This window comes from Nocardiopsis salina YIM 90010 (assembly GCF_000341025.1).
Taxonomy (GTDB): Bacteria; Actinomycetota; Actinomycetes; order Streptosporangiales; family Streptosporangiaceae; genus Nocardiopsis; species Nocardiopsis salina.
Window position 1 is genome coordinate 1 of sequence record NZ_ANBF01000190.1, and the last position, 24,894, is coordinate 24,894.

A 24,894-nucleotide genomic window follows, 5' to 3' on the forward strand; every position below is an offset into this window, starting at 1 on the left:
CGGGCTCCTTTGAACCAGACACAACTCCAAAAACCGCGAAACACGAGAGCGCCGATATTGGCTCTGGTAGCAAGATCCCCGTCCTCCGCCCGACGGCGCAGCAGCCGGACGGAGCGGCCGAAGGCCTCCGCCGAACAGGTCCTGTACGCCACAACCCCTGCCACCGCGAAGGACCCGTTCCTGTCGGGCCATCGCCCCGCCGCCCGAGTGACACCGGGTATCGGTTACGGTGGTGCGGTCCCTGTGCGTGGTTCGAGGCACATCCCGCACCGCGCACTCGACGGAGCAGACCCGCCGAAGGGGAGGGGTGGATGAGCGGTTATGTCGCGCGTGTGCGGCATGAGGGGACGCCCGGTGGCGACATCGGGCTCGACCCGCTGGTGCGCTCGGCCGCCCAGCGCTGGAGCGAGGCCGACCCTCTCCTGCCCGAACCCGTCGGTTTCGCTCCCGATTCCTACCCCCTGCTGACCGTCAGTGACGAGGACAGCCGTGCCGTAGCCGCCGGGAGCATGCACTACACCTGGTACCAGCCGGGTGAGGTCGGCCGTATCTGGGGCGTGCCCGACCAGCACTGGCTGACCCCCGTGGTGGGCGGCCCCGACCCCGGCAGGGCGTTGGACTCGCTGCTGACCAGCTGGCGTGACCAGCTCGAGGACCTGCCGACGGGGACCGGCCCGGAGTCTGCGGCCCTGGTGAGCTGGCCGGCCAGGGACGTGGCCGGAATCATCCCGCTGCAGCGCCACGGTCTGCAGCCCTACACGGTGTTGGCCGCGCGCCCGCGCCGCCGCGGGGTGCCCCCGTCGCTGCCGCCGCACGACGTGACGATCCGTCTGGCCGACCGGGGCGACCTGGCGCAGGTGGTTGCGCTGCTCATGGAGGAGCACCGCTACGAGCAGAACTTCGGCGGGGTGTTCCTGCAGCCCGACACCGCTGAGCAGACCCGCAGGGTGGCGGCGCGGGCGTTGAACCGGTCCCGGTCGTGGATCTGGTTGGCCGAACGCCGCGGCCGTGCGGTGGGACTGATCTGGGTGTCGCCGCCGGAGCGTTCCCGGTGGGCCAAGTCGTTGGTGCGGGCGCGGCCGATCGCCCACATCGGGTACGGGGTGGTGGCCGCCGACGAGCGCGGGAGCGGGATCGGTACCGCCCTGGTGGGGCAGGCGCACCAGGCGTTGGATTCCTACGGGGTGTCGGTCTCGGTGCTGAACTACGCGGCGATGAACCCGCTCTCCGGTCCTTTCTGGCACCGCATGGGGTACCGGCCGGTGTGGACGACATGGGAGGTCCGTCCCGCCCTGGCGCTGCGCTGATCCTTCTGTGCTCGCCGCGGCCCCGGTGTGGTCCGCTTCACGTACTGGTCGCTACGCTGGCCGCGGCCGAGCGAGCGGCAGGAGAGGTGAGGTGCGATGACCACCATGGACCGTGGCCCCGAGGGTGGCGAGCACGTGCAGATCGTCGAGGTGGGTCCGCGTGACGGGCTCCAGAACGAGGACCGCACGCTTGCCGTGCACGACCGAGTGGAGCTCGTCGAGCGGGCCGTTGCGTCCGGGGTGGAACGTATCGAGGCCGTGAGCTTCGTCAACCCCGAGCGGGTGCCGCAGATGGCGGGGGCGGAGGAGATCATGGCCTCGCTGTCGGCGGCGGCCCGGGACGCCTCGATCGGACTGGTGCTCAACCGCAAGGGCCTGGACCGGGCCGTGGAGGCGGGGGTCGCCGAGGTCAACGTGGCCGTTCCGGCCACCGACGGATTCAGCGTGCGCAACCAGGGCACGACCGTCGAGGCGATGCTGGAGTCCCTGGAGGGCATCGACCGCGCTCTGGAGGGCGCCGGGATCCCGTTGAGCGTGACCGTCTCGACCGCGTTCGGCTGCCCCTTCGACGGGGAGGTGCCCGCCGGGCAGGTGGTGGAGGTGGTGCGGCGCGTGGCCCAGACCTCCGCGGTGGAGATCGCGCTGGCCGACACCATCGGAGTAGGGGTACCGCGCCAGGTGACCGACCTGCTGGAGCGTACGGCGCAGGTAGCGGGAGGGCGCGCCCTGCGTTGCCATTTCCACAACACCCGCAACACCGGTTATGCCAACGCCCTGGCTGCGGTGGAGGCGGGGGTGCGGGTTCTCGACTCCAGCCTCGGCGGGTTCGGTGGCTGTCCCTTCGCGCCGGCAGCCACCGGAAACATCGGTACCGAGGATCTGCTGTACATGCTGCACCGCAGCGGGCTGCGCACCGGGGTGAGCCTGTCCGGTGCGATCGGGGTGGCCGAGTGGATGGGCGAGCGCCTCGACAAGACGCCGCAGGCGTACCTGAGTCGGGCCGGCGCCTTCCCCTCCTGAGGGGTTCGGCCGAGGGGCCGGGGGAGGGCTGTGTTCCACCCGACACCGGGTCCTGCGGCCCCCGGGTGCGGCGATTCGGCAGGTCAACGGAGGGAACAGGCCTCCCGGTCCCGACGTTGCCGCGTGTGGACCGATCGGGGCCTGTTATCCTGGTGCCCCGTGGAGTCCGGCGGCCCGAGCGCGCTTCAGCAGCTCGGAACCGGACCACCGCACGGCCGCTCAGTGCGACCCGAGCCCGCCGTAGCCACTCAACCCACGGGAGCAACACTTTGGCATCCGCCGCGAGTACCAAGCACATTTTCGTTACTGGCGGCGTCGCCTCCAGTCTGGGCAAGGGTCTGACCGCCTCCAGCCTGGGGCGGCTCCTCAAGTCGCGTGGGCTGCGGGTCACCATGCAGAAGCTCGACCCCTACCTCAACGTCGATCCCGGGACGATGAACCCCTTCCAGCACGGCGAGGTCTTCGTCACCGACGACGGGGCCGAGACCGACCTGGACGTCGGCCACTACGAGCGGTTCCTGGACACCGAGCTGTCCGCCTCGGCCAACGTCACCACCGGGCAGATCTACTCCAGCGTCATCGCCAAGGAGCGTCAGGGCGCCTACCTCGGTGACACCGTGCAGGTCATCCCGCACATCACCAACGAGATCAAGGCCAGCATCTACGCGATGGACGCTGGCGACGCCGACATCGTCATCACCGAGATCGGCGGCACCGTCGGCGACATCGAGTCGCAGCCCTTCCTCGAGGCCGTCCGGCAGATCAGGCACGAGATCGGCCGGGACAACTGCTTCTTCCTCCACGTCTCGCTGATCCCGTTCCTGGGCCCCTCCGGTGAGATGAAGACCAAGCCGACCCAGCACTCGGTCGCGCAGCTGCGCAGCATCGGTATCCAGCCGGACGCGATCGTCTGCCGCTCGGACCGGCCCATCACCCAGAGCCTGAAGTCCAAGATCAGCCTCATGTGCGACGTGGACGAGGCCGGTGTGGTCTCCACACCCGACGCCCCCTCGATCTACGACATCCCCAAGGTCCTGCACCGCGAGGGTCTGGACGCCTACGTCGTGCGTCGCCTGGGCATGCCCTTCCGCGACGTCGACTGGACCGAGTGGGACGAACTGCTGCGCCGCGTGCACCAGCCCGACCACGAGGTCACCATCGCCCTGGTCGGCAAGTACATCGACCTGCCCGACGCCTACCTTTCGGTCAGCGAGGCCCTGCGCGCCGGCGGCTTCGCCACCAACACCCACGTCAACCTGCGGTGGGTGGCCAGCGACAACTGCGCCAGCCCCTCGGGTGCGGCCGCCGAGCTCGACGGGGCCGACGGCGTGCTGATCCCCGGCGGGTTCGGAGTGCGCGGTATCGAGGGCAAGCTCGGTGCGATCCGTTACGCCCGTGAGAACGGGATCCCGCTGCTGGGCATCTGCCTGGGCCTGCAGGCGATGGTCATCGAGTACACCCGCAACGTCCTGGGCCTGGAAGGCGCCAACAGCATCGAGTTCGACGACAAGGCGGCCGAGCCGGTCATCGCGACCATGGCAGACCAGACCGACGTCGTGTCCGGTGACCGTGACATGGGCGGCACGATGCGCCTGGGCATGTACCCGGCGGCCCTGGGTGAGGGCACCCTGGTGCGCGAGCTCTACGACAACGAGGCGCAGGCCTCCGAGCGGCACCGCCACCGCTTCGAGGTCAACAACGCCTACCGCGGCAAGCTCGAGGACGCCGGGATGGTGTTCTCCGGGCTCTCGCCCGATGGCAAGCTGGTGGAGTACGTGGAGCTGCCCCGGGAGGCGCACCCGTTCTTCGTGGCCACCCAGGCGCACCCGGAGCTGCGCTCCCGTCCGACCAAGGCCAACCCGGTGTTCAAGGGGCTGATCAGCGCGGCCCTGCGGCACAAGGAGGGCTGAGCCCGGAGGTCGGGTGGGAGCGGTCGTCGATGAGAGGCACACATGGGCACTGATACCCACCCGAGCGCGCAGCAGGATGCGGGGGCGTCCGCGCAGGTCGCGGACGTCCCCGCGTCGTGGCCGGTGGAGAGCACGCAGGAGCGCTACAGCGGTCCGGTGTTCGCCCTGACCACCGACCGGGTGGAGATGCCCGACGGCCCCGACGGGGGCACCGTCGCGGCCGCGCGTGACTACCTGCGCCACCCCGGGGCCGCCACGGTGGTGGCCCTGGACGAGTGGGGCCGGGTGCTGTTGCAGCGCCAGTACCGGCACGCGGTCCGGCACAAGCTGTGGGAACTGCCCGCGGGGATGCTGGACGTGGAGGGAGAACCCCCGGTGGCCACCGCCCGGCGGGAACTCGTGGAGGAGGCCGGGCTGCGCGCCCGCACCTGGAACGAACTCCCGTCGATGCTGGCCAGCCCCGGTGTGTCCGACGAGGTCGTGCACCTGTATCTGGCGCGCGGCCTTTCGGCGGTGCCGGAGGAGGAGAACGGGTTCGTGCGCCGGCACGAGGAGGCCGACCTCGTCGGCGCTTGGGTCCCACTGGAGGAGGCGGTCGACCTGGTGATGGGCGGGCACGTACGCAACGGCATCACGATGGTCGGGATCCTGGCCGTGCAGACCGCGGCCCGCAACGGCTTCGCCGACCTGCCGGACGTGTCCGAGCGGTGAGCGGCTCGGACGGGGGACCCCTGGCCCGGTTGTGCGGCGCCTACCTGGACCACTTGGCGGCCGAACGTGCACTGGCCGACAACACCCTGCTGGCCTACCGGCGCGACCTGCGCCGCTACGACGTCTTCCTCGCCGACGACGGCGTCGCCGGGCCTGCGGGGGTGGGGCCGGCGCAGGTTCGGGCCTTCCTCACGGCGCTGCGCGAGGGCGACGAGGAGCACCGTCCGCTGAGCGCCGCCTCGGCCGGGCGGGCCCTGGCGGCCGTGCGCGGGCTGCACGCCTTCGCCCTGCGCGAGGGGTGGTGCCGCACCGATCCGGCCGCGGAGGTCGCCCCGCCCGTGCCGCCGATGCGCCTGCCCAAGGCGGTGCCGTTGGAGGCGGGCGAACGCATCCTGGATGCCGCGGGGCCGGCGTCCTCGCCCGCCTCCGGTGCGCGCGCCGATCTGCTCGCCCTGCGTGACCGGGCGCTGCTGGAGGTGCTCTACGGCACCGGCGCGCGCATCTCCGAGACGGTCGGGTTGGACGTGGACGACGTCGCCGAGGCGGTGGAGTCCGGTGACGGCGGGGTCGGCCTGGTGCAGTTCCGCGGTAAGGGCGGGCACGAGCGCCTCGTGCCGCTGGGGTCGTACGCGAGCCGCGCCCTGCAAGCCTACCTGGTGCGGGTGCGCCCGTCGCTGCTGGGACGGTCCGGCAAGGGCGGCCCTGCACTGTTCCTCAACGCCCGGGGCGGTCGCCTGACCCGTCAGGGCGGATGGGGCGTGCTGGGAGCGGTGGCCGCACGCGCCGGTGTGGAGGGCGTCTCTCCGCACACGCTGCGGCACTCCTTCGCGACCCATCTGCTCGACGGAGGCGCCGACATCAGGGTGGTCCAGGAACTCCTGGGACACAGTTCGGTGACGACCACACAGGTGTACACCCTGGTCACCGTCGATCACCTTCGCGAGGTGTACGCGGTCAGCCACCCGAGGGCCCGCTACGCGGCCGCTCGGTGAGTGGACCCGGGCCGGGAGAACCGGGTGAGGCACCCGCGCCCAGTGTGTACTCTTTCCCTACGAGAAATGATGGTACGGACGGCCCCCAGGGCGGTCCGGCCGTGGCGGGGATCCTCGCAGGATCATGTTGAAGTGCGTCGTGTCGTCGTTCTAGAGTCGCCGCACAGAGGTACCTTGCTGTCGACATATTGAGTTTCCGACGGCGGCCCCGGCCCAGAGGAGCACTCTGCGGCCCGGGCGGTCCGTGGGGGAGGTCAAGGGTTGTGAACTGGGCGGAGAACGACGTGGATGCGCACACCGCACCCGTCGGCGAGGGGGAGCTCGCCGACCCGGTGACCAACCCCTGGGGAACGACACGCGACACGGGGGCCGATCTGCACACCGCAAGACCTGAAACGCAGGACTTTCCGGAGCCGGCGCCGGTCCACGAGCACGGTCCGGCACGGATTGTAGCACTGTGTAACCAGAAGGGTGGGGTCGGGAAGACCACCACCACCATCAACCTCGGGGCGGCCATCGCCGAGTACGGCAGACGTGTGCTGCTGGTCGACTTCGACCCGCAGGGCGCGCTCTCGGTCGGGCTCGGCCGGCTGGACCCGCGCGAACTCGACCTGACCGTCTACAACCTGCTCATGCAGCGCGACGTGTCGGTCGAGGACGTTCTGCTCAAGACCGACGTCGAGGGCCTGGACCTGATCCCGAGCAACATCGACCTGTCGGCCGCAGAGGTCCAGCTGGTCGGAGAGGTCGCGCGCGAGCAGATGCTCGCCCGCGCCCTGCGCCCGGTGATCGACGACTACGACGTCGTACTCATCGACTGCCAACCCTCGCTCGGCCTGCTCACCGTCAACGCGCTCACTGCAGCCGACGGTGTCGTCGTCCCGCTGGAGTGCGAGTTCTTCGCGCTGCGCGGGGTGGCACTGCTCATGGACACCATCCAGAAGGTGCAGGAACGCCTCAACGAGCAGCTGGTCATCGACGGTTTCCTGGGCACCATGTACGACCCGCGCACGCTGCACGCCCGTGAGGTGTTGTCCACCATCGTCGACGGGTTCGGCGACAAGGTCTACGGAACGGTCATCAACCGGACCGTGCGCTTCCCGGACGCCACCGTGGCGGGCGAACCGATCACGAGGTTCGACTCGTCCTCGGCCGGGGCCAACGCCTATCGGGACCTGGCCAAGGAGGTGCTGGCTAGGTGGCCTCTCAGCGGTCACGGCGCGTGAACCTTCCTGGGGCGGACGAGATGTTCTTCCGCTCCGCAGGTTCCGAGGACACGCCGGACACGGAGACCGACAGCCAGTACGAAGCACCCAGGCAGCGCAACGGGGACGACAGCGGCACTGCGCCTGCACCACGACGGGGAAAGAAGGCCACGGAGATCTCCCGTGCGCCCAAACCCAGCGGGCGGCAGCGCCACGACGAGAAGATCACCGTCTACATCTCCAGCCCTGAGCTGTTGGCCCTGGAACAGACACGACTGTCCCTGCGGGCCGAGCACGGGCTCAGCGCCGATCGGGGCCGGCTCGTGCGCGAGGCGGTCGCCGTCCTGCTCGCCGACTTCGAGCAGAACGGTGCCTCCAGCATGCTGGTACGTCGGTTGACCGAAGAATAAGGGCGCCGTCCCGCCGCCGGGAAAGCGGAGGGACAGGTGCCGAACGACGAATCCACGAGGGTGCCGTCCGCCGCTCCCGGCGGGGGGGACCCNAGTGACGAGACGCGGGGGCGGTCGGGTGTCCGGTATGGCGGTTGAGGAACACGCGGCCGAGGAGGTCGACGAGAACGCCTTCCAGGTGCACCTGGACAACTTCGAGGGTCCCTTCGACCTTCTGCTCGGGCTGATCTCCAAGCACAAGCTCGACATCACCGAGGTGTCCCTGTCGAAGGTCACCGACGAGTTCATCGCGCACATCCGCGCGCACGAGGAAGGTTGGGACCTCGACCAGGCGAGCAACTTCCTGGTGGTCGCGGCGACCCTGCTCGACCTCAAGGCGGCCCGTCTGCTGCCGCGCGGTGACGTCGAGGACGAGGCCGACCTGGCGCTGCTGGAAGCCCGCGACCTGCTGTTCGCGCGCCTGTTGCAGTACCGTGCCTACAAGGAGGTCGCCGCGATCATGCGTGAGCGCATGGCCGCCCAGGGCCGCCGTTACCCGCGTGCGGTGCCGTTGGAGGACCAGTTCGCGGCGCTGCGCCCCGAGGTGCTGTTCAAGCTGGGTCCGCAGGAGTTCGCGGCGCTGGCCGGCAAGGTCTTCACCCCCGAGGAGCCCCCGAGCGTTCCGGTCACGCACATCCACCAGACCAAGACCTCGGTCAAGGAACAGGGCGAGTTGGTGGTGGCCGCCTTGCGCGAGCACGGCACCCTGACGTTCGCGGAACTGACCGCCGAGTGTGACGGTACCTTCGAGGTCGTCGCCCGGTTCCTTTCCCTGCTGGAGCTGTACCGGGCCGACAACGTGGCCTTCGACCAGCCCGATCCGCTCGGAGAACTCTCCGTCACCTGGACCGGAGGAGAGGGCCAGGTCGTGGTCGACAGCGAGTACGACGAGACCGAGCAGACGGGGGAGTCCGCATGACCGCCGAGTACACCGCCGGAGCCGATGTGGGAGATCTCTCCGGGCGCCCCGAGCTGTACCGCGACCTCGAGGCGGTTCTGATGGTGGTCGACCAGCCCGTGTCCGAGTACGACCTCGCCAAGGGCGTCGACGCTCCCGTCGACGAGGTGACCAGCGCCCTCGAATCGCTGTCGCGGGAATACACGGAGCAGGGCCGTGGTTTCGACCTGCGAGCGGTGGCCGAGGGGTGGCGTTTCTACACCCGACCCGAGTGCGCCGACGTCGTCGAGCACTTCCTCAAGGAAGGCCAGGAGGTGCGGCTGACCCAGGCCGCGCTGGAGACGTTGGCCGTGGTTGCCTACCGCCAACCGGTCTCACGCGGCAGGGTCTCGGGCGTACGCGGTGTCAACTGCGACGGCGTGATGCGTACCCTCGTACTGAGGGGACTGATCGAGGAAACCGGACACGATCCCGAGTCCGGTGCCCTGCTGTATCGGACCACGACCTACTTCCTGGAACGGCTTGGACTGCGCGGTCTCGACGAGCTGCCCGACCTCGCCCCGTTCCTCCCCGACGACATCGAAGGTCTAGACGACACCGGTGAGTACTGACAACGCCCCGCGCGGTGAGCGCGGCGACCACAGAGACGACCGCGGCCCCAAGGGCCGCAACCACGGACGGGGACGCGATTTCCGCGGCCGTGACGACAGAGACTTCCGCGGCGGCCGGGGCGACCGGCGCCGTGACGACCGCGATTCCCGGGGAGGCCGGGACGACCGACGTGGCGGGGACCGCGACGGACGGAGGGACGGGCGCGACCGGGGTGACCGGCGCGACGACCGTCGGCGTGACGACCGTGACCGCCGCGGCGGCAACCGGGAGGACCGCAAGCACCGCGGCAACCGTGACGACCGCCGTGGCGGGCGCCCCCCCCCCNCCGAGCAGCGCTCGAACCAGGGCGGGGGGGTCCGCAACGAGGCTCAGCTGTCCCGCGCCGCGCAGGAGCGCCTGCGCACCCTGCGCAAGGACTACGAGCCCAGTGACGAGGACCGTCGCGACAAGGACCGTGACACCTACAACGACGTCCCGGGCGGGATCCGGCTCCAGAAGGCCCTCGCCGCCGCTGGTGTCGCCAGCCGCCGCGCCAGCGAGGACATGATCGCCGCCGGTCGCGTCAGCGTCGACGGTGAGACTGTCCGTCGTTTCGGCGCCCGCGTGGACCCGGAGAAGTCCGAGATCCGCGTGGACGGTATGCGCGTGGTCACCGCACCCGACAAGCTGTACTTCGCCCTCAACAAGCCGCGGGGCGTGGTCAGCACCATGTGGGACCCGCAGGGGCGCCCGACCCTGGCCGACTACACCGGCCAGACCTCCGAGCGCATCTTCCACGTGGGCCGGCTGGACACCGAGACCGAGGGCCTGATCCTGCTGACCAACGACGGGGACCTCGCCAACCGGCTCACCCACCCGCGGTACAAGGTCGTCAAGACCTACATCGCCAAGGTGCCCGGCCCTGTGTCCCAGTCCGTGGTGCGGCGCCTGCGCAAGGGCGTCGAGCTCGACGACGGGCCCGTGGAGGTCGACTCCTTCCGCGTGGTCGACGACGCCGAACCCAAGTCCATGGTGGAGATCCGCCTGCACGAGGGGCGCAAGCACATCGTGCGCCGCCTCATGGAGGAGGTCGGCCACCCGGTCTCGGACCTGGCACGCACCCAGGTCGGCCCGATCGACCTCAAGGCCCTCAAACTGGGCACGATGCGCGCGCTGACCTCACGAGAGGTGAGCGAGCTCTACCGGGCCGCGGGCCTGTAGATACAGTTGACGGCGGTCACGGCCCGAACCCTTCGGCCGTGGCCGCCGTCGCTCGTTCCGGGTGACGGCCCCTCATTCCACAGCGACGTATAAGGCGGGATCGAACGTGGCGGTACGTGCCATCCGGGGTGCGGTTCAGGTCGACGCGGACGAACGCGAGCAGGTGTTGGAGGCCACGGCCGAGCTCGTCGCGGAGGTGATGCGGCGCAACGCGCTGACCACCGACGACGTGATCAGCGTGCTGTTCACCGCCACCCCCGACATCAACAGCGAGTTCCCGGCCCTGGCCGCGCGCAAGGTGGGCTTCTCCGACGTGCCGCTCATGTGCGCCACCGAGATCGACGTGCCGCACGCGCTTCCCCGCGTGGTGCGGCTCATGGCGCACGTGGAGACCGGACTGCCACGCTCCGAGGTCCAGCACGTGTACCTGCGCGGCGCCCAGGCCCTGCGCCTGGACATCGCGCAGTAGCCCGCTCCCCGGGCCCCTGGGCCTGCTCGGCGAACACCGGCCCACACCGTCACCCGCCACCGACCCTCGAACGACGCCTCACGGCGCAGTAGTCGGTCGAAGCGACGGAAGGCGTCCACCAAACAGGCCCTAAGCTGGGAGGACAACCGGGGTGGGCCGGGAGCAGGAAGTGCAGTACTGGAGGAGACGGTGACCACAGACCACGGGGGACGGCCGGACGTGGAACGTGTCGTGGTGCTCGGGACGGGCCTGATCGGCACCTCGATCGCGCTGGCCCTGCGCTCGCACGGGGTGGACGTGGCCCTGTCCGACCCCGACCCCGCCTCCCTGCGCATGGCCGCCGATCTGGACGCGGGACGTCCTCTGGAGGAGGGCACCCCGGCCGTTCCGGCGGACGTGGCCGTGGTGGCCGCACCCCCGGAGGCCGTGCCCGAGGTGTTGAAGGAGGCCCAGGACCGGGCACTGGCGCAGGTCTACACCGACGCTGCCAGCGTCAAGTCCAGTGTGGTCGCCGGTGCCGAGCGGCTCGGATGCGACCTGGCCACGTTCGTGCCCGGGCACCCCATGGGAGGCCGGGAGAAGAGCGGCCCCGGCGCGGCCCGCTCCGACCTGTTCCTGGGGCGTTCCTGGGCGCTGTGCCCCACCGGCAAGGCCGACGCGGGGGCCGTGACCGCGGTCTCGCAGGTCGCGCGCCTGTGCGGTGCCGACCCGCTGGTGCTGGAGCCCTCCGCACACGACCGTGCCGTGGCCCTGGTCTCCCACGCCCCCCACATGGCCGCATCCGCCATGGCCGCGCGGCTGTTGGAGGGCGACGCGTCCGCGTTGGCGCTGGCCGGTCAGGGCGTACGCGACGTCACCCGGGTGGCCGGCGGCGACCCCGGCATGTGGACCGCGATCCTGAGCCACAACGCCGCACCCGTGGCGGGTGTGCTGCGTGAGATGGCCCGGGACCTCACCGGCACCGCGCGTTCCCTCGAGCAGGCGCAGGGGCCCGACACCGACCTTGCGCCCGTCCGGGACGTGCTCGAACGCGGGCGCACCGGACAGGGGCGCCTGCCCGGCAAGCACGGAGCGGCGCGGCGTCCGTCCTGGGCCGTCCTGCCCGTGGTCGTCTCCGACGAGCCCGGTGTGCTGGGCCGCCTCTTCGCGGCCGCGGGTGAGGCCGGTGTCAACATCGAGGACGTGCGTATCGAGCACACCCCCGGGCTGCCCATGGGCACGGTGTCGCTGTCGGTGCTCCCCGAGGCCGAGGACACCCTCGTGCGGGCCCTGTCCGCGGCCGGGTGGTCGGTGCACCCGGGGCGCTGACCGGAACGTCCGGAGTGCCACCGCGTCGGGGGTACGCTGTGGCGGATCCGTTTTACACCTCCGGCGACCGGGAGTCGACAGCAGTGAACGCGCAGGGCAACACCGAGGGCATCGTCATCGCGATCGACGGTCCCTCCGGGTCGGGCAAGTCGAGCACCTCCCGTGGTGTGGCCAAGGCGCGCGACCTGCGGTACCTGGACACCGGGGCGATGTACCGGGCCCTGACGTGGTGGATGCTGGACCAGGGCGTGGACGTGGCCGACGCCGCCGCCGTGGCTGCGGTGGTCGACCGCCCCGAGCTGACCATGGGCACCGACCCGAGCGCTCCCACCGTCGCCGTCGACGGCCGCGACGTGGCCGCCGAGATCCGCGGCAAGGACGTCACCGGCAACGTCAGTGCCGTCTCGGCCGTGCCCGAGGCCCGCGAGCGCCTGGTGCGTACGCAGCGGGAGATCATCGCCGCTGCCCGCGCCGAGAGCGAGGGCATCGTCGTGGAGGGCCGCGACATCACGACCGTGGTCGCCCCCGACGCTCCGGTGAAGCTGTTCCTGACCGCTTCGGCCGAGGCACGTGCCTCGCGCCGCAGCAAGGAGGTGCGCACCACGGACGTGGCCGGCACCCAGGCCGACCTGGCGCGCCGCGACGCGCTGGACTCCAGCCGCAAGGACTCCCCGCTGACGCAGACCGCCGATGCCACCGAGCTCGACACCACCGGTCTGGATCTGGAGCAGGTCATCGCGCTGGTCGTCGGGTTGGCGGACGAGGCGCGCGCCGCCGTCACCGCCGAGTAGCACCACCGCCGCCTGCACCGACCAGCGGTTCCGCACCCGTGCGGGAACACAACAGCACCTGACGGGGTTGTTCCCCGTGGCCGCGGGGCGCCTGTCCGGGCGCCCTGCACGACCGTGCCCGGAGTTCTTCCTCCGGGCAGCGCAGTTTTCCATTGTCCTCGCGGCACGCATCCTGGGCGCGTGGGGACCGAGTACCGGGAGCAGTACATGAGTGAGTTCGACGTGACCGACGTGGTCGACGCACCAGAGGGCGAGGAGGAGACCCCGGTCCCCGTCGTCGCGGTGGTCGGCCGCCCCAACGTGGGCAAGTCCAGCCTGGTCAACCGGATCATCCGCCGCCGTGAGGCCGTGGTCGAGGACGTGCCCGGCGTGACCCGCGACCGGGTCGCCTACGACGCCGAGTGGCAGGGCATCCCCTTCACCCTCGTCGACACCGGCGGGTGGGAGACCAGCGTCAGCGGGCTGGCCGCCATGGTCGCCCGCCAGGCCGAGTACGCCGCCCGGACCGCAGACGTGGTCCTGTTCGTCGTCGATGCCACCGTGGGCATCACCGACGCCGACGCCGCCGTCACCCGTGTGCTGCGCAGAGCCGAGAAGCCGGTCGTCCTGGCCGCGAACAAGGTCGACGGGCAGATGCAGGAGTCCGACGCCCTCGAACTGTGGAACCTGGGTGTGGGCGAGCCCTACACCATCAGCGCCCTGCACGGCCGCGGCACGGGCGACCTGCTCGACGCCGTCGTGGAGTCCTTCCCCGAGAAGCCCGAGCCGGTCTTCGACCATGACGAGGAGGCGGGCCCGCCCCGCATCGCCCTGGTGGGCCGTCCCAACGTGGGCAAGTCCAGCCTGCTCAATCAGGTCGCCGAGGAGGACCGCGTCGTCGTGGACTCGGTGGCCGGCACCACCCGCGACTCCGTGGACGAGCTCATCGAGCTGGGTGGACAGACCTGGAAGTTCATCGACACCGCCGGTATCCGCCGCCGCTACCGGGCCCTCCAGGGCGCCGACTACTACGCCACGATGCGCACGGGCCAGGCGCTGGAGCGTGCCGAGGTCGCGGTCGTTCTCATGGACGTCAGCGAGCCGCTGGCCGAGCAGGACATCCGCGTCGTCGAACAGGTCGTGGAGGCCGGGCGCGGTCTGGTGCTGGCCTTCAACAAGTGGGACGTGCTCGACGACGAGCGCCGTTACTACCTGGAGAAGGAGATCGACCGCCAGCTCTCCCGCGTCTCATGGGCCCCCCGCGTGAACGTGTCCGCGCGCACCGGGCGCCACATGGAGAAGCTGGTCCCGGCGATCGAGACGAGCCTGGCCGGATGGAACCAGCGCATCTCCACCGGGCAGCTCAACAACTGGATCAAGGAGCTGGTCGCGGCCACGCCCCCGCCGGCGCGCGGCGGAAAGCAGCCCAAGATCCTGTTCGCGACACAGGCCGGTGCGCGCCCGCCGCACTTCATCCTGTTCACGACCGGGTTCCTCGAGGACAACTACCGGCGCTTCATCGAACGCAAGCTGCGTGAGGACTTCGGGTTCGAAGGCTCCCCGGTGCACATCAGTATGCGCATCCGGGAGAAGAAGAACGCCTCGGGTTCGCAGCTGCGCGCGTCGAAGGGCAGCCGGCGCAACGAAAGCAAGCCGCGGGGCGGACGCCGCTAGGAACCGCTCGCCGAAGGCTGCGGCCCGGGGCCAGGTCCGTGGTCGGAGAAGTACTGAGGGGGTGCTCCGCACGGGGCACCCCCTTCTTCGTGCGGTGGACGGGAACCGTTCCGCGGTCAGGCCTGGAACGGTGTCTGCTCCCGTGCCGCCGATGGTGCGCGGTCGGTGAGGCGGCGCAGAAGGATCTCCGCGGGGCCGCGATGGTTCCCGCGTCGCATCAGGTCGGCGGCCACGACCGAGACGGCCCAGATCGCGGCGGCCACCCCGAAGGACCCGGCCAGTCCCATGCGGTCCTGCAGACCCAGGGCCGGAGGAGAGAAGACCGCCACGAACACCGCGCTCTGCAGCAGGTAGAAGGTCAGTGAGCGCCGGCCCAGCGCCTGGATCGCGGTGGTCGCGGGGCCGGGTGAGCGTGCCGCACGGATCGCCACCAGGGCGATCAGCCCGGCCGTCCCGAAACCGCCGAAGTAGCCGGTCAGCGGTTGGAGCAGGGCCGTCCCCCACACGGCCGCCGCCGAGGAGGCCTCCCACAGGCCGGTCCGGGCGAGGATCGACGGCAGGGCACCGAGGGCGGAGACAGCCATGGTGAGCACGACGGCCCACACCAGGAAGGTCCGGTTGCGCTCGGGCTCCTCCAACAGGCGTCGCCGGGCCGCCCACAGACCCGCGATCACCCCCGGCACCACCATGATCGTCGCGACGGCCGCTCCGATGGGTGCGCCCGGTAGCCGTTGGAGGTGGAGGGCGCCCGGGTCCGTGCCGGCCGGAACGGCCAGGCTGCCGATGTCGAACGTGGACACGCCGTTGGACAGGGCCAGTACCAGCGGCACTCCGGAGAGCAGGGTGCCGGGGACCAGCGTGAGGCCGCCCACCCACAGCAGGGTCCGGTCACGTGCGCGCAGGAGCCCGAGGAGCAGGAGTGAGGCCAGCCCGTAGGCGGCGAGGATGTCGATGGGCACCAGCAGCGTGTGGACCAGTCCGAAGACCACGAGCCACAGGCCCCGCCGGCGCAGCAGGGAGCGGACGTCGGCCGGGTCGGCGCCGCGGGCGGTCCGCTGCTCCACGATCTGGACCAGGGCGTAGCCGAACAGGAACGCGAACATCGGCCGGGCGTGGTTGCCGACGAAGAGTTCGTGCAGCGCGAGGGAGATGTGGTTGGGGACGGCAGGACCGTGGTCGACGGCCAGGACGAACAGCGGGGCGTGGGCGCAGGCGATGGCCAGCAGCATGGCACCCCTGGCCAGGTCCGGTGCGAGTGCTCGCGGCGCGGTGGTGCTCACGTGTCCTCCTCCGATGGGGCAGCTCCCCGCATGCTACGACATGTAGATCATGTAAATCATGATCGAGGGATGCCGCCATCGGCTGCCGACATGATCTGCTTGATACGTTGTGTGAAACATGCGTGGAAGGCGGTGTCCAGGTGGACGATCGAGAGGACGGCGCACCTCACGGCCCCGGAGGCCGGGGTTTCTACGGTGCGGTGACGGTGAGTGAACGGGGTCAGATCTCGCTTCCGGCCCAGGCCCGTCGTGACCTGGGTATCTCTGCCGGCGACAAGCTGCTCGTCCTCGGCGACCCGGAGCAGGGGCTCGCCCTGATGAGGGTCGACCGGCTCCTGGCCAACATGGAGTTCTCCCCGGTCCTGAAATCCGCGGTGAAGGAGCGGATGGCCGAAGAGGAAGGCTCCGGGACCGCAGGCGGGGACGCGGCCGAGTGACCGCACGGTGGCACACGTGAGGGGCGCCCCGGAACCGGATCCGGGGCGCCCCTTTCTTGTGTGCGTCGGTCGGCGCGATCAGTCGGAGGGCAGGCGACGCACGTTGCTCGGGGGTACGTGGTCCCCGCTCTCGCCGGTCCTGCGCGGGTAGGGCAGGCCGCGTCCCTCGTTGCGGTCGGGGACCGGGATGGACGGGGCACCGGGCAGCGGTTCCCCGGCGGACTCCTTCATCCGCCAGACCACGATGAGCCCCACCACCCCGGCCAGCATGACCAGCAGCGCCGGAGCGTACAGGTTCTGGGTTGCCTGGATCAGCGACTCCGCGGCCAGCGGGGTGGTTCCGCCGAACAGCGCCACGGAGACGTTGAAGCTGATCGCCAGCGCGCCGTAACGAACCGCGGTGGGAAAGAACGCCGGCAGCGTCGACGGGACGGTGCCGGAGAAGTGCACCAGTGTGATCGCCAGGAGCACCACACCGAAGGCGACTGCGGCGGTGTTGCCCTGTTGCAGGAGCCAGAACGCCGGCAGGGCCAGCACGATCGCGAACAGGCTCCCCGAGGCCAGGACGGGACGGCGCCCCACCCGGTCGCTGAGTCGGCCGAAGAAGGTCACGCTCGCCAGCATCAGGACCATGGCCCCCAGAGTGAGGACCAGGCCCGTGGTCTCCGAGTAACCCAGTTCTGCGTCCAGGTAGGTCGGCATGTAGGCCGTGACCATGTAATTGTTGACGTTGAAGGCCAGCACCAGGCCGATGCACAGCAGGATCGGGCGCCACTGGTCGATGATGGTGGCACGGAACTGCCCCTTGCGCCGCTGCCCCTGGGTGTCCTTGGCGAAGCCCTCCGAGTTCTCCTGGAAGACCGGGGTGTCCTCGAGCCTGAGGCGCAGGTACAGACCGATGGCCCCCAGGGGCAGGGCGAGCAGGAACGGGATGCGCCAACCCCACTCGAGCATCGCGTCGCTGCCGACGAGCAGAGTCATGGCCGTGACGACCGAGGCTCCGCCGACGTAACCGGAGACGGTCCCGAACTCCAACCAGGAGGCCAGGAAACCGCGGCGCCTGTCCGGGGCGTACTCGGCGATGAAGGTGGTCGCACCGCCGTACTCGCCGCCGGTGGAGAAACCCTGCAGCATGCGGGCGAACAACAGCAGGACCGGTGCGGCGATCCCCAGGGTCTCCGCCGATGGGATGAGCCCGATGGAGAAGGTGCTCACCGCCATGAGCAGCATGGTGAGCGCCAGGACCTGTTTGCGGCCGATGCGGTCGCCGAGCGGCCCGAAGAACATGCCGCCCAGCGGACGGACGAGGAAGGCCGCGGCGAACGTGGTGAACGTTGCGATGAGTTGTACGGCCCCGGACTGCGCCGGATAGAACACCAGGCCGATGGTGACCGCGAGGTAACTGTAGACACCGAAGTCGTACCACTCGGTGGCGTTTCCGATCGCCGCTGCCGTGACGGCCTTGCGGGTCGTCCGGTGGCTGGTCTTCAGGGACGGGGCCGTCCCGGGATCTTTCTCGCTCACGTCTCCCCCTCAGTGGAACCACCCCAGTATCACCCAGAGGGGTCGAGCATGCGCTTTTAGTGACCATCTTCCGTGGTTCGCCACTCGGAAGGGCCGCTACCGTTGACAACAGTGGGCGTCGAGGGAAGGGGGTGGCCGTGCACAAGGTTCTGGTCAGCGCCTGCCTGCTCGGCAGCAGGGTGCGTTTCGACGGGCGTGCCAAGGAGGTCTCCGACGGCACCGTCGACCGGTGGTACCACGAGGGCCGTATCGTACGGCACTGTCCCGAGATCGCCGGGGGGCTGCCCGTGCCCCGGCCGCCCGCAGAGATCGAACCGGGGGCCGGGGCCGCCGACGTCCTGGCTGGGCGCGCCCGCATCCTCACACCCGACGGCCGCGACGTCACCGAGCACTTCGTCTCCGGGGCCCGTGCCGCCCTGGCCACCGCGCGGGCCACGGGGGCGGCGGTGGCCGTACTCAAGGAGTCCAGTCCCTCGTGCGGGCTCCGGCAGATCTACGACGGCACGTTCAGCGGAACCAAGGTCCCCGGCAGCGGTGTCACCGCGCAGCTGCTCACCGAGCACGGGATCGCCGTCTTCACCGAGGACGAGATCGCCCGGGCCGACGACCGCCTGCGCGCGGGCGAGCAGCAGGACGCGTGACGGCTCAGTCCTTGACGACCTCGTAGCGCAGCAGCGCGAAGTCGCCCGCGCGGACCACCTTCACCGGGCGCAGGTCGACCCGCCCCGCGAGCAGGGGAGCGCCGGCGCCCAGCGTGACCGGGGCCAGGGACACCTCCACGATGTCCAGCAGGCTCAGTCGGGCCAGATCCGCGGCGATCTGCCCACCTCCGACCAGCCACACGTCGCGTCCGTCGGCGGTCTCCACCAGGGTCCGGTGCAGCTCGCGCAGTTCCTCGTCGGTGTCGGCCGAGGCGAAGCGCACGTCGCCCTCGACGTGGGGCAGCTCCCGGTGGGTGAGCACCCACGTGGGGGCGGCGTAGGGCCACTTCTCCGGCTTCTCGTTGCGCATGACCCACTCATAGGTGGTCGCGCCCATCAGGAGCGCCCCGGCAGAGGCGACGAACTCCTCCGTCTCCTTCTCGGCCTCGCCCCCTTCGGCTGCGAACAGCCAGTCCAGGGACAGGTTCTCGTCGGCGATGAAACCGTCCACGCTCGTGGCCGTCATGTACACGGTGCTCATGGTGCCTCTCCTCGTTCGTGTCCTGCGTTGCGGACCTGCAGCCACTCGAGCGGATCGCCGTGGTCGGCCCCGGCCCCGCATGCGCGCAGCATGTGCCGCACCAGAAGGCGGCGGTGCGCGGCGTAGGTGAGCACGTGTGCGACGATCCCGCCCAGAAGGAAGCTCTCCGGCGGGTCGCAGATCGCGTCGACGATGCGGTCACCCCACGCGCCGCGGCGTTCGATGCCAGCGGTGGTCGCCACCCAGCGCTGCGCGGCCCGGGTGTGGCGTTCCCGTAGTTCCTGGAGGCCGTCGCCACCCGGGTCCGGAAGGTCGGCGCCCTCGATGGAAGCCAGCCAGACCTCCTTGGCCGCGACGAGGCGGTGCAGGCACGCCGCGATCGATCCCTCCTGCCCGTCCCACTCCAGTACGGTCAGGCCGGGGAACCACTCGTGCCGGTACTGTTCCTCCGACAGTTCGGCGGCCCGCCCGATCAGCGCCGCGGTGTCCTCCACGTCGTGGTGCACCTGGAGCGCGGTGACGTCCAAGCCCGTGTCCCTCCTCGGAGTCTGCTCCACCCACAGGTGGACCGGTGGGTGGAAGTGGATGCCGTTCGGTGCCGGCACCCACGTGGCGCTGCCCGGGCCGGTTGCGCTCGGCGGGTGGCCGAACGTGCGGGTGAAGGCCCGGGTGAACCCCTCCAACGACCCGTAACCCGCGCCGAAGGCCGCGTCGGTGACGCTCGTGCCGCGGGCGATCTGCCACGCCGCACGTTCCAACAGCACCCTGCGCCGCAGCGCCACCGGCGACTCGCCCGCCTGCCGAGACAGGGTTCGGGTGAAGTGGAACGGGGAGCTGAAGGCCCGGTCGGCCATGTCGGCCAGGGTGGCGTTGTCGTCGTCCAGGACCGCGTCCAGGAGTTCGCGGAGTCGATCGCGTCCGCTGTCCGCCTCGCTCATGGCACCAGTATGTGGCGCGGGGCGGTACGGGCGCTTGACCGTTCTTGCCCGGTCGGGGCTGCACACGAAAATGGCCCGGCTGTCCGGACCGGCCCTGCGGCCGGACCGGAGGATCGTCAGGGTCGGGGCGCGCCGGGCGGGGGTGTGGCGCGGACGTTCTCCTTGCGGCCGCGCAGGAACGTGCCCAGCGCCAGGCCCGCGGCGAGCAGGACGGCCACGGTGGGTACGCCGAGCGCGGTCACAGTCCAGATCTGTTGCCTGTTGTCGGCCGCGTCGACCGTCGTGGCCGACGGGGCGAGACCGCCCTCGATCCCGTCTGCACGCAGGCACCTTCGTAGTCGGGGGTGAACATGGCCACCTCGCCGAGCGGTTCGTCCCCTTCGACCTCCACCTCGATGATGTCGTCGTCGGTGACGTCGGCGACGATGTCCGGCTCGGGGTGGCCGATCCGGGCGCCGACGGCCATGACGACCACGACCATCACCAGGGCTACTGCCAGCGAGGCGAACGCGGCGAGGTAACCGGGGCGCAGGCGGCGCTGCTTCGGGGCTGCGCGGGCGAGGGAGGCTTCTGGGGGCCGGGGACAAAGTGTGCCGGCGGGGGAGTGTGGTCTGACATTGTGGCAGTTGTTGTCACTTTTCGTCGGCGGAACCCGGTCTCGTACCGCCCCGGAGAGCTCGGCCGGGCCCACGCCACGGGCGACAGCCGGTGCGACGGTGAACGCCGTTGCGGTCGTGTTCGCAGTGTCCGGGGCCTGCCCTTACCCGGCCCGTTGCGGAGCCCCGTGCGACACACCCGCGAGACGCATCACCCAGCGGTCAACGGAAAACGCGCGCGGCCCGCGTTGTTGTCATCGGGGAGCCACCGCCGAGGGCACACGAGGGAGAGCCCATGAGCACTGCGGAGACCGGGAGGAGGCTGCCCGAGTCCGTCGGAGTCACCGTCGTCGGGGCGGGTCAGGCCGGGCTCTCGGCCGCCTGGCACCTGCGTCGCCTCGGGCTGGTCCCCGGCTCCGACCTGCTCGTGCTCGACCGCGGGCCCGGCACCGGGGGTGCCTGGCAGTTCCGGTGGGAAGCGTTGCGCCTGGACCGGGCGCACAAGGTCGACGACCTCCCGGGCCTGGGCGAACTCGGCCTCAGTTTCTCCACCGCCGACCCTGCACGCCCCGCCCGCGACGTCGTGCGCGAGTACTACGACCGCTACGAACGCCACTTCGGGCTGGAGGTGCAGCGGCCCGTGCACGTCCACCGGGTCTCCGGCGGGGGAGGCGACGGCGACCCGTTCGAGGTGGAGACCGACCGCGGGACCGTGCGCACCACCGTGCTCGTCAACGCCACCGGGACCTGGGCGCGGCCTTTCCGCCCGCACGTGCCCGGCGCCGCGAACTTCGCCGGGGTCCAGATCTCCACGCCCGAGTACCGGGCCGCCGAGGACTTCGCCGGGCACAGGGTGCTCGTCGTGGGCGGGGGAACGTCGGCCGTCGGGTTCCTGCGCGAGCTCGAAGGCGTGGCCTCCGACACCCTGTGGGCAACGCGGCGGCCCGTCACCTTTGCGGACGTCCCCGATGCCGGGCGCCGAGCAGTGCGGCAGGCCGACGAAGCCGCGCGCGACGGAGCGCGCCTCCCCAGCATCGTCTCCGGTACCGGTCTGCCCGCCACCCCGGAGAACCTGGCCGCGCGGGACCGGGGGCTGCTGGTGGCGCGCCGCATGTTCAGTTCTGTTGAACCCGGCGGCGTGAGCTGGGACGACGGCACGTTCGAACCCGTGGACGCCATAATCTGGGCCACAGGGTTCCGCGCCGAACTCACCCACCTGGTGCCGCTGCGGTTGCGCGAGCCCGGCGGCGGCCTCCGGGTGAAGGACGGGCGTGCGGTACTCGAACCCCGCCTGTTCCTCGCCGGGTACGGGCCCCAGGCCAGTACCATCGGCGCGAACCGGGCCGGGCGCACCATCGCCCGCGGGGCCCTCCGCGAGTTGGAGCGCGCACGGCCCGATGCCCGCTCCGGCGCGGGAATGCGGTAAGGTCTCCTGCGTCGGCGACGCCAGGGGCGCGCTCGGCATACGGGACGTGGCGCAGTTTGGTAGCGCACTTGACTGGGGGTCAAGGGGTCGTGGGTTCAAATCCCGCCGTCCCGACACAGAAGCAGCAGGTCATCGAAGGGTCCACCGTCCGGTGGGCCCTTTTTCGCGGCCCAGGTGGGGTAAAAGTGGGGTAGAACCGGGGTCAGTGGGCCCTCAGCCCAGGTCGTGCAGGATCTCGTTCATCGCTGTCGCTGCGGAGCGGCGCACCGGCCGCAGCTGGCGGCGGTGGACACGTTCGGTGGTGTAGGGGCCTTGTGGCCGGCCGACAGGAGGTCGCTGCTCACGTCGTGGCAGTTCTCGTGCGGCCCATTCCTTGTCGTTGGAGCCCGCCTTCTCTCGATCGTGCGGACGCCCTCGACGCCGAGCGGAAGATGGTCGGTCGGCTCCTACGGTCCACACCTGCCCTACTCACGCACGGGAAACGTTCGTTCCGTGGCTCTGGTCGCTGTCACTTGAACTCTGATCTGCTAATGAAAACGCACCGAATGAGGTGACCTATTAGGCAAAGTCTCGGTGCAGGTCAAGATGAATGTGTGGAGCAGGGGTTCGCCATCCGGGGGTCAATGGCCTCGGATGGCCGTCACGAGGAAGGTTGGACTGAAGGAAAGGGAACGGACCCCTGGCGCGATAGCGTTGCGATGCGCTCCCGTGGCCCTCGGTCGTCGGCCAGGGGTCTCATTATCTGATCCTTCTCAACACGCCCAGAGGCAACCCATTCTGTTCGGCCCGATCCGCTAGGGTCCAAGCTGGAAGAACGATCGGATATGCCCACACGAGGGAGGTCTGGCATGCTCCAGGAGCTTTCAGTAGCTGATGGACTGGTTTCGATCGGTGTCAGGGGCAAGGTCGAAAAGCAGGAGTGGGAACAGGTCACAGGAACCGTGAATGAGGCTCTTTCTGAGTACGAACGAGTCTCCCTGTATGTCAACCTGTCCGGCCTTGAAGGAATGAGCGTCGGAGCAGTCCTCGAAGATGTACGTTTTTCGCTGAAGAATCTCAGCAACATGGACCAGCTGGAACGCGTGGCAGTCGTCACCGACTCGACGTGGATCGAGAAGGCCACTGACGCAAGCGCAAAAATCTTCTCCGACCTGGAAGCACGAGTCTTCAGCCAGGATGAGGAGGCCGAAGCCCGCCAGTGGGTGAAACCTTGACCTGCTTGCTCACCCAGTGAGGTGAACTCAGCGGGCAAGGGTGCGAACTCGCCTCACGAAGTCAGGTGGTCCCGTGCGTCGGTGTGGCCGGCCACCGTCGCACAGTGTGCGCAGCAGAAGACGCCTGTCCCGGCCTCGATGCCGTGGCCGACGACCCGGATGCCGCAGTTACCGCACACGGGCGCCAACCGGTGGATCGCACACTCGAAGCTGTCGAAAGTGTGGACCCGGCCTGCCATGTGTACTTCGAATGCGCGCAGGTATTCGTTTCCACAAACCTCGCAAGTAGCCATGGGTGCCTCCGTTGTAGCTGGTCATCACCTTGTGGTCACACCACCTGCCCGTGCCACTGGCTGAGCAAACGCATTCGGGCACGCTCGGCGTCACGATCGGCGGCCAGGGGCGATGCCGGTCCTGGTCCCTGAGATGGGACTGTTCGGCTTGCCCCCATGTCCCGCCCACGGAGCTCGAACGGGCCGTCCTCCATCGGCAGGAGCCCGGCTCGATCGAAGACGGCGCGTTGCTTCAGAGCCTCCGACGGGCAGGAAGGAGACCGTCGGCGCGCCGCCTGCGTTCAGGGGCGCAGTGGGGTGAAATCGCGGGCGGCGACGAACTCGGGTCGGGCTTCCCTGGCTGCGAAGGGCTCCACCAAGGCATTGTCCACTCTGTTGAACACGACGAAGATGTTCGAACGTGGGAACGGCGTGATGTTGTTGCCCGAGCCGTGCATGCTGTTGCAGTCGAACCACAGCGCGGAGCCGCTCGGACCGGTGAACTGCTCGATGCCGTGCCGACGTGCCAGCTCGGTGATGTCGTCCTCCTGCGGGACACCGACCTTCTGGGCCCGGAGCGAGGACTTGTAGTTCTCGTCCGGGGTCCGGCCCAGGCAGGGCACGAACGTCCGGTGCGCTCCCGGCATGAGCATCAGCCCTCCGTTGAAGGCGTAGTTGTCGGTCAACCCGATGGACAGGCTGACCGCGCCCATGTTCGCCATGCCGTCCTCAGCGTGCCACGTCTCGAAGTCCGAGTGCCAGTAGAAGCCGCCACCGCGGAAGCCGGGCATGAAGTTCACGCGGCTCTGGTGGACGTAGACGTCGCCGCCGAGGATCTGCCGTGCCCTGTCCAGGATGCGGGGCTGCCGGAGGAGCCGGGCGACGTGTTCGCTGAGCAGGTGGGCGTCGAAGACCGAACGTACCTCGTCGGACGCCGGCTCGGTGATCGTACGCTCGTCGGCGCGGATCTCCGGGTCTTCGGCCATGGCCTGGATCTCTCTCGAGCACGCGGCGACCTCCTCCTCGGACAGGAGATCACGTTGGACATGGAAGCCGTCGCGCGCGTGCGCAGTGAGCTCGTCGGGCTGCGCCGGCCCCTTCCGTGCTCGGAGGCCCACCGTCGGTTCCTCACGGGGGATCCACCCCCGGCCCCTCTCGGGTTCCACACGTGTGGGGTACCGGTCCTGGGTGCGTGCGTCAACGATGGTCATGGTCGACCGGTCCTTCCTCGATGCGCTCTGCCATGTGCTTGCAGGCCGCCGGTGGCCCGGTTCTCCGCACCGGTGTGCTGGGACGAGAGCCGTGGATGGATCGGTACAACAGCGGGCGGTGTCCGTCGGCCCACCACCGTGAACGGGCGGCCCCCGTGATCTCCCGTACTGCCGACGCTCTCGAAATCATCGGTGCAGTCGGTACCGGGCTCGGTCATCGTGGGCTCGCGTGCACGGGTCGCGGTGTCGACATCCGCTGGTCCCACGATTCGTCCTGTGGGATACGCAC

At 70.1% G+C, this 24,894-nt stretch carries 25 protein-coding genes and 1 tRNA gene; 19 read left to right on the plus strand and 7 right to left on the minus strand.

Going from position 1 to position 24,894, the window contains the following annotated elements:
- Positions 1 to 311 precede the first annotated feature (311 nt).
- From D474_RS0121780 to der, 14 genes are all read left to right on the plus strand, one after another.
- Entirely contained in the window at positions 312 to 1,307 is a 996-nt protein-coding gene (locus tag D474_RS0121780; RefSeq protein ID WP_017615610.1) for a GNAT family N-acetyltransferase, read from the plus strand.
- Between the two features lie 96 nt (positions 1,308 to 1,403).
- Positions 1,404 to 2,327 carry a hydroxymethylglutaryl-CoA lyase gene (locus D474_RS0121785; RefSeq protein WP_017615611.1) on the plus strand — a complete coding sequence of 308 codons (924 nt, stop codon included), beginning with the start codon at positions 1,404 to 1,406 and terminating at the stop codon, positions 2,325 to 2,327.
- 269 nt (positions 2,328 to 2,596) lie between these two features.
- Positions 2,597 to 4,237, plus strand: a complete 1,641-nt coding sequence (locus tag D474_RS0121790) for a CTP synthase (protein WP_017615612.1) — start codon at positions 2,597 to 2,599, stop codon at positions 4,235 to 4,237.
- A gap of 42 nt (positions 4,238 to 4,279) precedes the next feature.
- Positions 4,280 to 4,948, plus strand: a complete 669-nt coding sequence (locus D474_RS0121795; protein ID WP_017615613.1) for an NUDIX domain-containing protein — start codon at positions 4,280 to 4,282, stop codon at positions 4,946 to 4,948.
- On the plus strand, positions 4,945 to 5,940 hold the full coding sequence (locus tag D474_RS0121800; RefSeq protein WP_017615614.1) for a tyrosine recombinase: 996 nt from the start codon (positions 4,945 to 4,947) through the stop codon (positions 5,938 to 5,940). The genes D474_RS0121795 and D474_RS0121800 overlap by 4 nt, the downstream gene beginning before the upstream one ends.
- A 263-nt stretch (positions 5,941 to 6,203) precedes the next feature.
- A complete protein-coding gene (locus D474_RS0121805; protein ID WP_017615615.1) occupies positions 6,204 to 7,166 on the plus strand; it encodes a ParA family protein in 963 nt (320 codons plus the stop codon).
- Complete coding sequence (locus tag D474_RS0121810; RefSeq protein ID WP_026118698.1) at positions 7,163 to 7,555, plus strand: hypothetical protein; 393 nt, start codon at positions 7,163 to 7,165, stop codon at positions 7,553 to 7,555. Before D474_RS0121805 ends, D474_RS0121810 begins: the two co-directional genes overlap by 4 nt.
- Before the next feature lie 127 nt (positions 7,556 to 7,682).
- Positions 7,683 to 8,513, plus strand: coding sequence for a segregation and condensation protein A (locus D474_RS0121815; protein WP_017615617.1), 831 nt, complete (start codon positions 7,683 to 7,685; stop codon positions 8,511 to 8,513).
- Positions 8,510 to 9,103, plus strand: coding sequence for an SMC-Scp complex subunit ScpB (gene scpB, locus D474_RS0121820; RefSeq protein ID WP_017615618.1), 594 nt, complete (start codon positions 8,510 to 8,512; stop codon positions 9,101 to 9,103). The genes D474_RS0121815 and scpB overlap by 4 nt, the downstream gene beginning before the upstream one ends.
- A 544-nt stretch (positions 9,104 to 9,647) precedes the next feature.
- Positions 9,648 to 10,304, plus strand: coding sequence for a pseudouridine synthase (locus tag D474_RS34460; RefSeq protein WP_449289365.1), 657 nt, complete (start codon positions 9,648 to 9,650; stop codon positions 10,302 to 10,304).
- 106 nt (positions 10,305 to 10,410) lie between these two features.
- Positions 10,411 to 10,773 (plus strand): chorismate mutase, encoded by a 363-nt coding sequence (gene aroH, locus D474_RS0121830; RefSeq protein ID WP_017615620.1) that lies wholly within the window; start codon positions 10,411 to 10,413, stop codon positions 10,771 to 10,773.
- Positions 10,774 to 10,962: 189 nt separating this feature from the next.
- Entirely contained in the window at positions 10,963 to 12,081 is a 1,119-nt protein-coding gene (locus D474_RS0121835; RefSeq protein WP_026118700.1) for a prephenate dehydrogenase, read from the plus strand.
- A gap of 83 nt (positions 12,082 to 12,164) precedes the next feature.
- On the plus strand, positions 12,165 to 12,872 hold the full coding sequence (cmk, locus tag D474_RS0121840) for a (d)CMP kinase (protein WP_017615622.1): 708 nt from the start codon (positions 12,165 to 12,167) through the stop codon (positions 12,870 to 12,872).
- Positions 12,873 to 13,079: 207 nt separating this feature from the next.
- Positions 13,080 to 14,525, plus strand: coding sequence for a ribosome biogenesis GTPase Der (gene der, locus D474_RS0121845; RefSeq protein WP_017615623.1), 1,446 nt, complete (start codon positions 13,080 to 13,082; stop codon positions 14,523 to 14,525).
- A gap of 116 nt (positions 14,526 to 14,641) precedes the next feature.
- Here the strand turns inward: der and D474_RS0121850 are convergent, their stop codons facing one another.
- Positions 14,642 to 15,805 (minus strand): DUF418 domain-containing protein, encoded by a 1,164-nt coding sequence (locus D474_RS0121850; RefSeq protein WP_017615624.1) that lies wholly within the window; start codon positions 15,803 to 15,805, stop codon positions 14,642 to 14,644.
- A 140-nt stretch (positions 15,806 to 15,945) separates the two neighbouring features.
- Between D474_RS0121850 and D474_RS0121855 the strand changes: the two genes are divergently transcribed.
- Positions 15,946 to 16,242, plus strand: a complete 297-nt coding sequence (locus D474_RS0121855; protein ID WP_017615625.1) for an AbrB/MazE/SpoVT family DNA-binding domain-containing protein — start codon at positions 15,946 to 15,948, stop codon at positions 16,240 to 16,242.
- A 78-nt stretch (positions 16,243 to 16,320) separates the two neighbouring features.
- On the opposite strand, the gene D474_RS0121860 is transcribed toward D474_RS0121855, so the two are convergent.
- Positions 16,321 to 17,766 (minus strand): MFS transporter, encoded by a 1,446-nt coding sequence (locus tag D474_RS0121860; RefSeq protein ID WP_017615626.1) that lies wholly within the window; start codon positions 17,764 to 17,766, stop codon positions 16,321 to 16,323.
- 137 nt (positions 17,767 to 17,903) lie between these two features.
- On the opposite strand from D474_RS0121860, the gene D474_RS0121865 reads away from it, so the two are divergent.
- Entirely contained in the window at positions 17,904 to 18,407 is a 504-nt protein-coding gene (locus D474_RS0121865) for a DUF523 domain-containing protein (protein ID WP_026118701.1), read from the plus strand.
- A 4-nt stretch (positions 18,408 to 18,411) separates the two neighbouring features.
- Here the strand turns inward: D474_RS0121865 and D474_RS0121870 are convergent, their stop codons facing one another.
- The 4 genes from D474_RS0121870 to D474_RS33615 form a co-directional block, all read right to left on the minus strand.
- Positions 18,412 to 18,948 (minus strand): dihydrofolate reductase family protein, encoded by a 537-nt coding sequence (locus D474_RS0121870; RefSeq protein ID WP_017615628.1) that lies wholly within the window; start codon positions 18,946 to 18,948, stop codon positions 18,412 to 18,414.
- A complete protein-coding gene (locus D474_RS0121875; protein ID WP_017615629.1) occupies positions 18,945 to 19,886 on the minus strand; it encodes a helix-turn-helix transcriptional regulator in 942 nt (313 codons plus the stop codon). Before D474_RS0121875 ends, D474_RS0121870 begins: the two co-directional genes overlap by 4 nt.
- Before the next feature lie 116 nt (positions 19,887 to 20,002).
- Positions 20,003 to 20,128, minus strand: coding sequence for a hypothetical protein (locus D474_RS33940; RefSeq protein ID WP_017615630.1), 126 nt, complete (start codon positions 20,126 to 20,128; stop codon positions 20,003 to 20,005).
- A complete protein-coding gene (locus D474_RS33615) occupies positions 20,125 to 20,370 on the minus strand; it encodes a hypothetical protein (RefSeq protein WP_239647145.1) in 246 nt (81 codons plus the stop codon). The genes D474_RS33940 and D474_RS33615 overlap by 4 nt, the downstream gene beginning before the upstream one ends.
- Positions 20,371 to 20,777: 407 nt before the next feature.
- Between D474_RS33615 and D474_RS0121890 the strand changes: the two genes are divergently transcribed.
- The 3 genes from D474_RS0121890 to D474_RS0121900 all read left to right on the plus strand — a co-directional run bounded on the left by D474_RS0121890 (position 20,778) and on the right by D474_RS0121900 (position 23,122).
- Positions 20,778 to 21,908, plus strand: coding sequence for an NAD(P)-binding domain-containing protein (locus D474_RS0121890; RefSeq protein ID WP_017615632.1), 1,131 nt, complete (start codon positions 20,778 to 20,780; stop codon positions 21,906 to 21,908).
- Positions 21,909 to 21,948: 40 nt separating this feature from the next.
- Positions 21,949 to 22,022, plus strand: a tRNA-Pro gene (locus D474_RS0121895).
- A 734-nt stretch (positions 22,023 to 22,756) separates the two neighbouring features.
- On the plus strand, positions 22,757 to 23,122 hold the full coding sequence (locus D474_RS0121900; protein ID WP_017615633.1) for a SpoIIAA family protein: 366 nt from the start codon (positions 22,757 to 22,759) through the stop codon (positions 23,120 to 23,122).
- Positions 23,123 to 23,696: 574 nt separating this feature from the next.
- Here D474_RS0121900 and thpD read toward each other — a convergent pair.
- A complete protein-coding gene (gene thpD, locus D474_RS0121910) occupies positions 23,697 to 24,605 on the minus strand; it encodes an ectoine hydroxylase (protein WP_017615635.1) in 909 nt (302 codons plus the stop codon).
- Positions 24,606 to 24,894 lie beyond the last annotated feature (289 nt).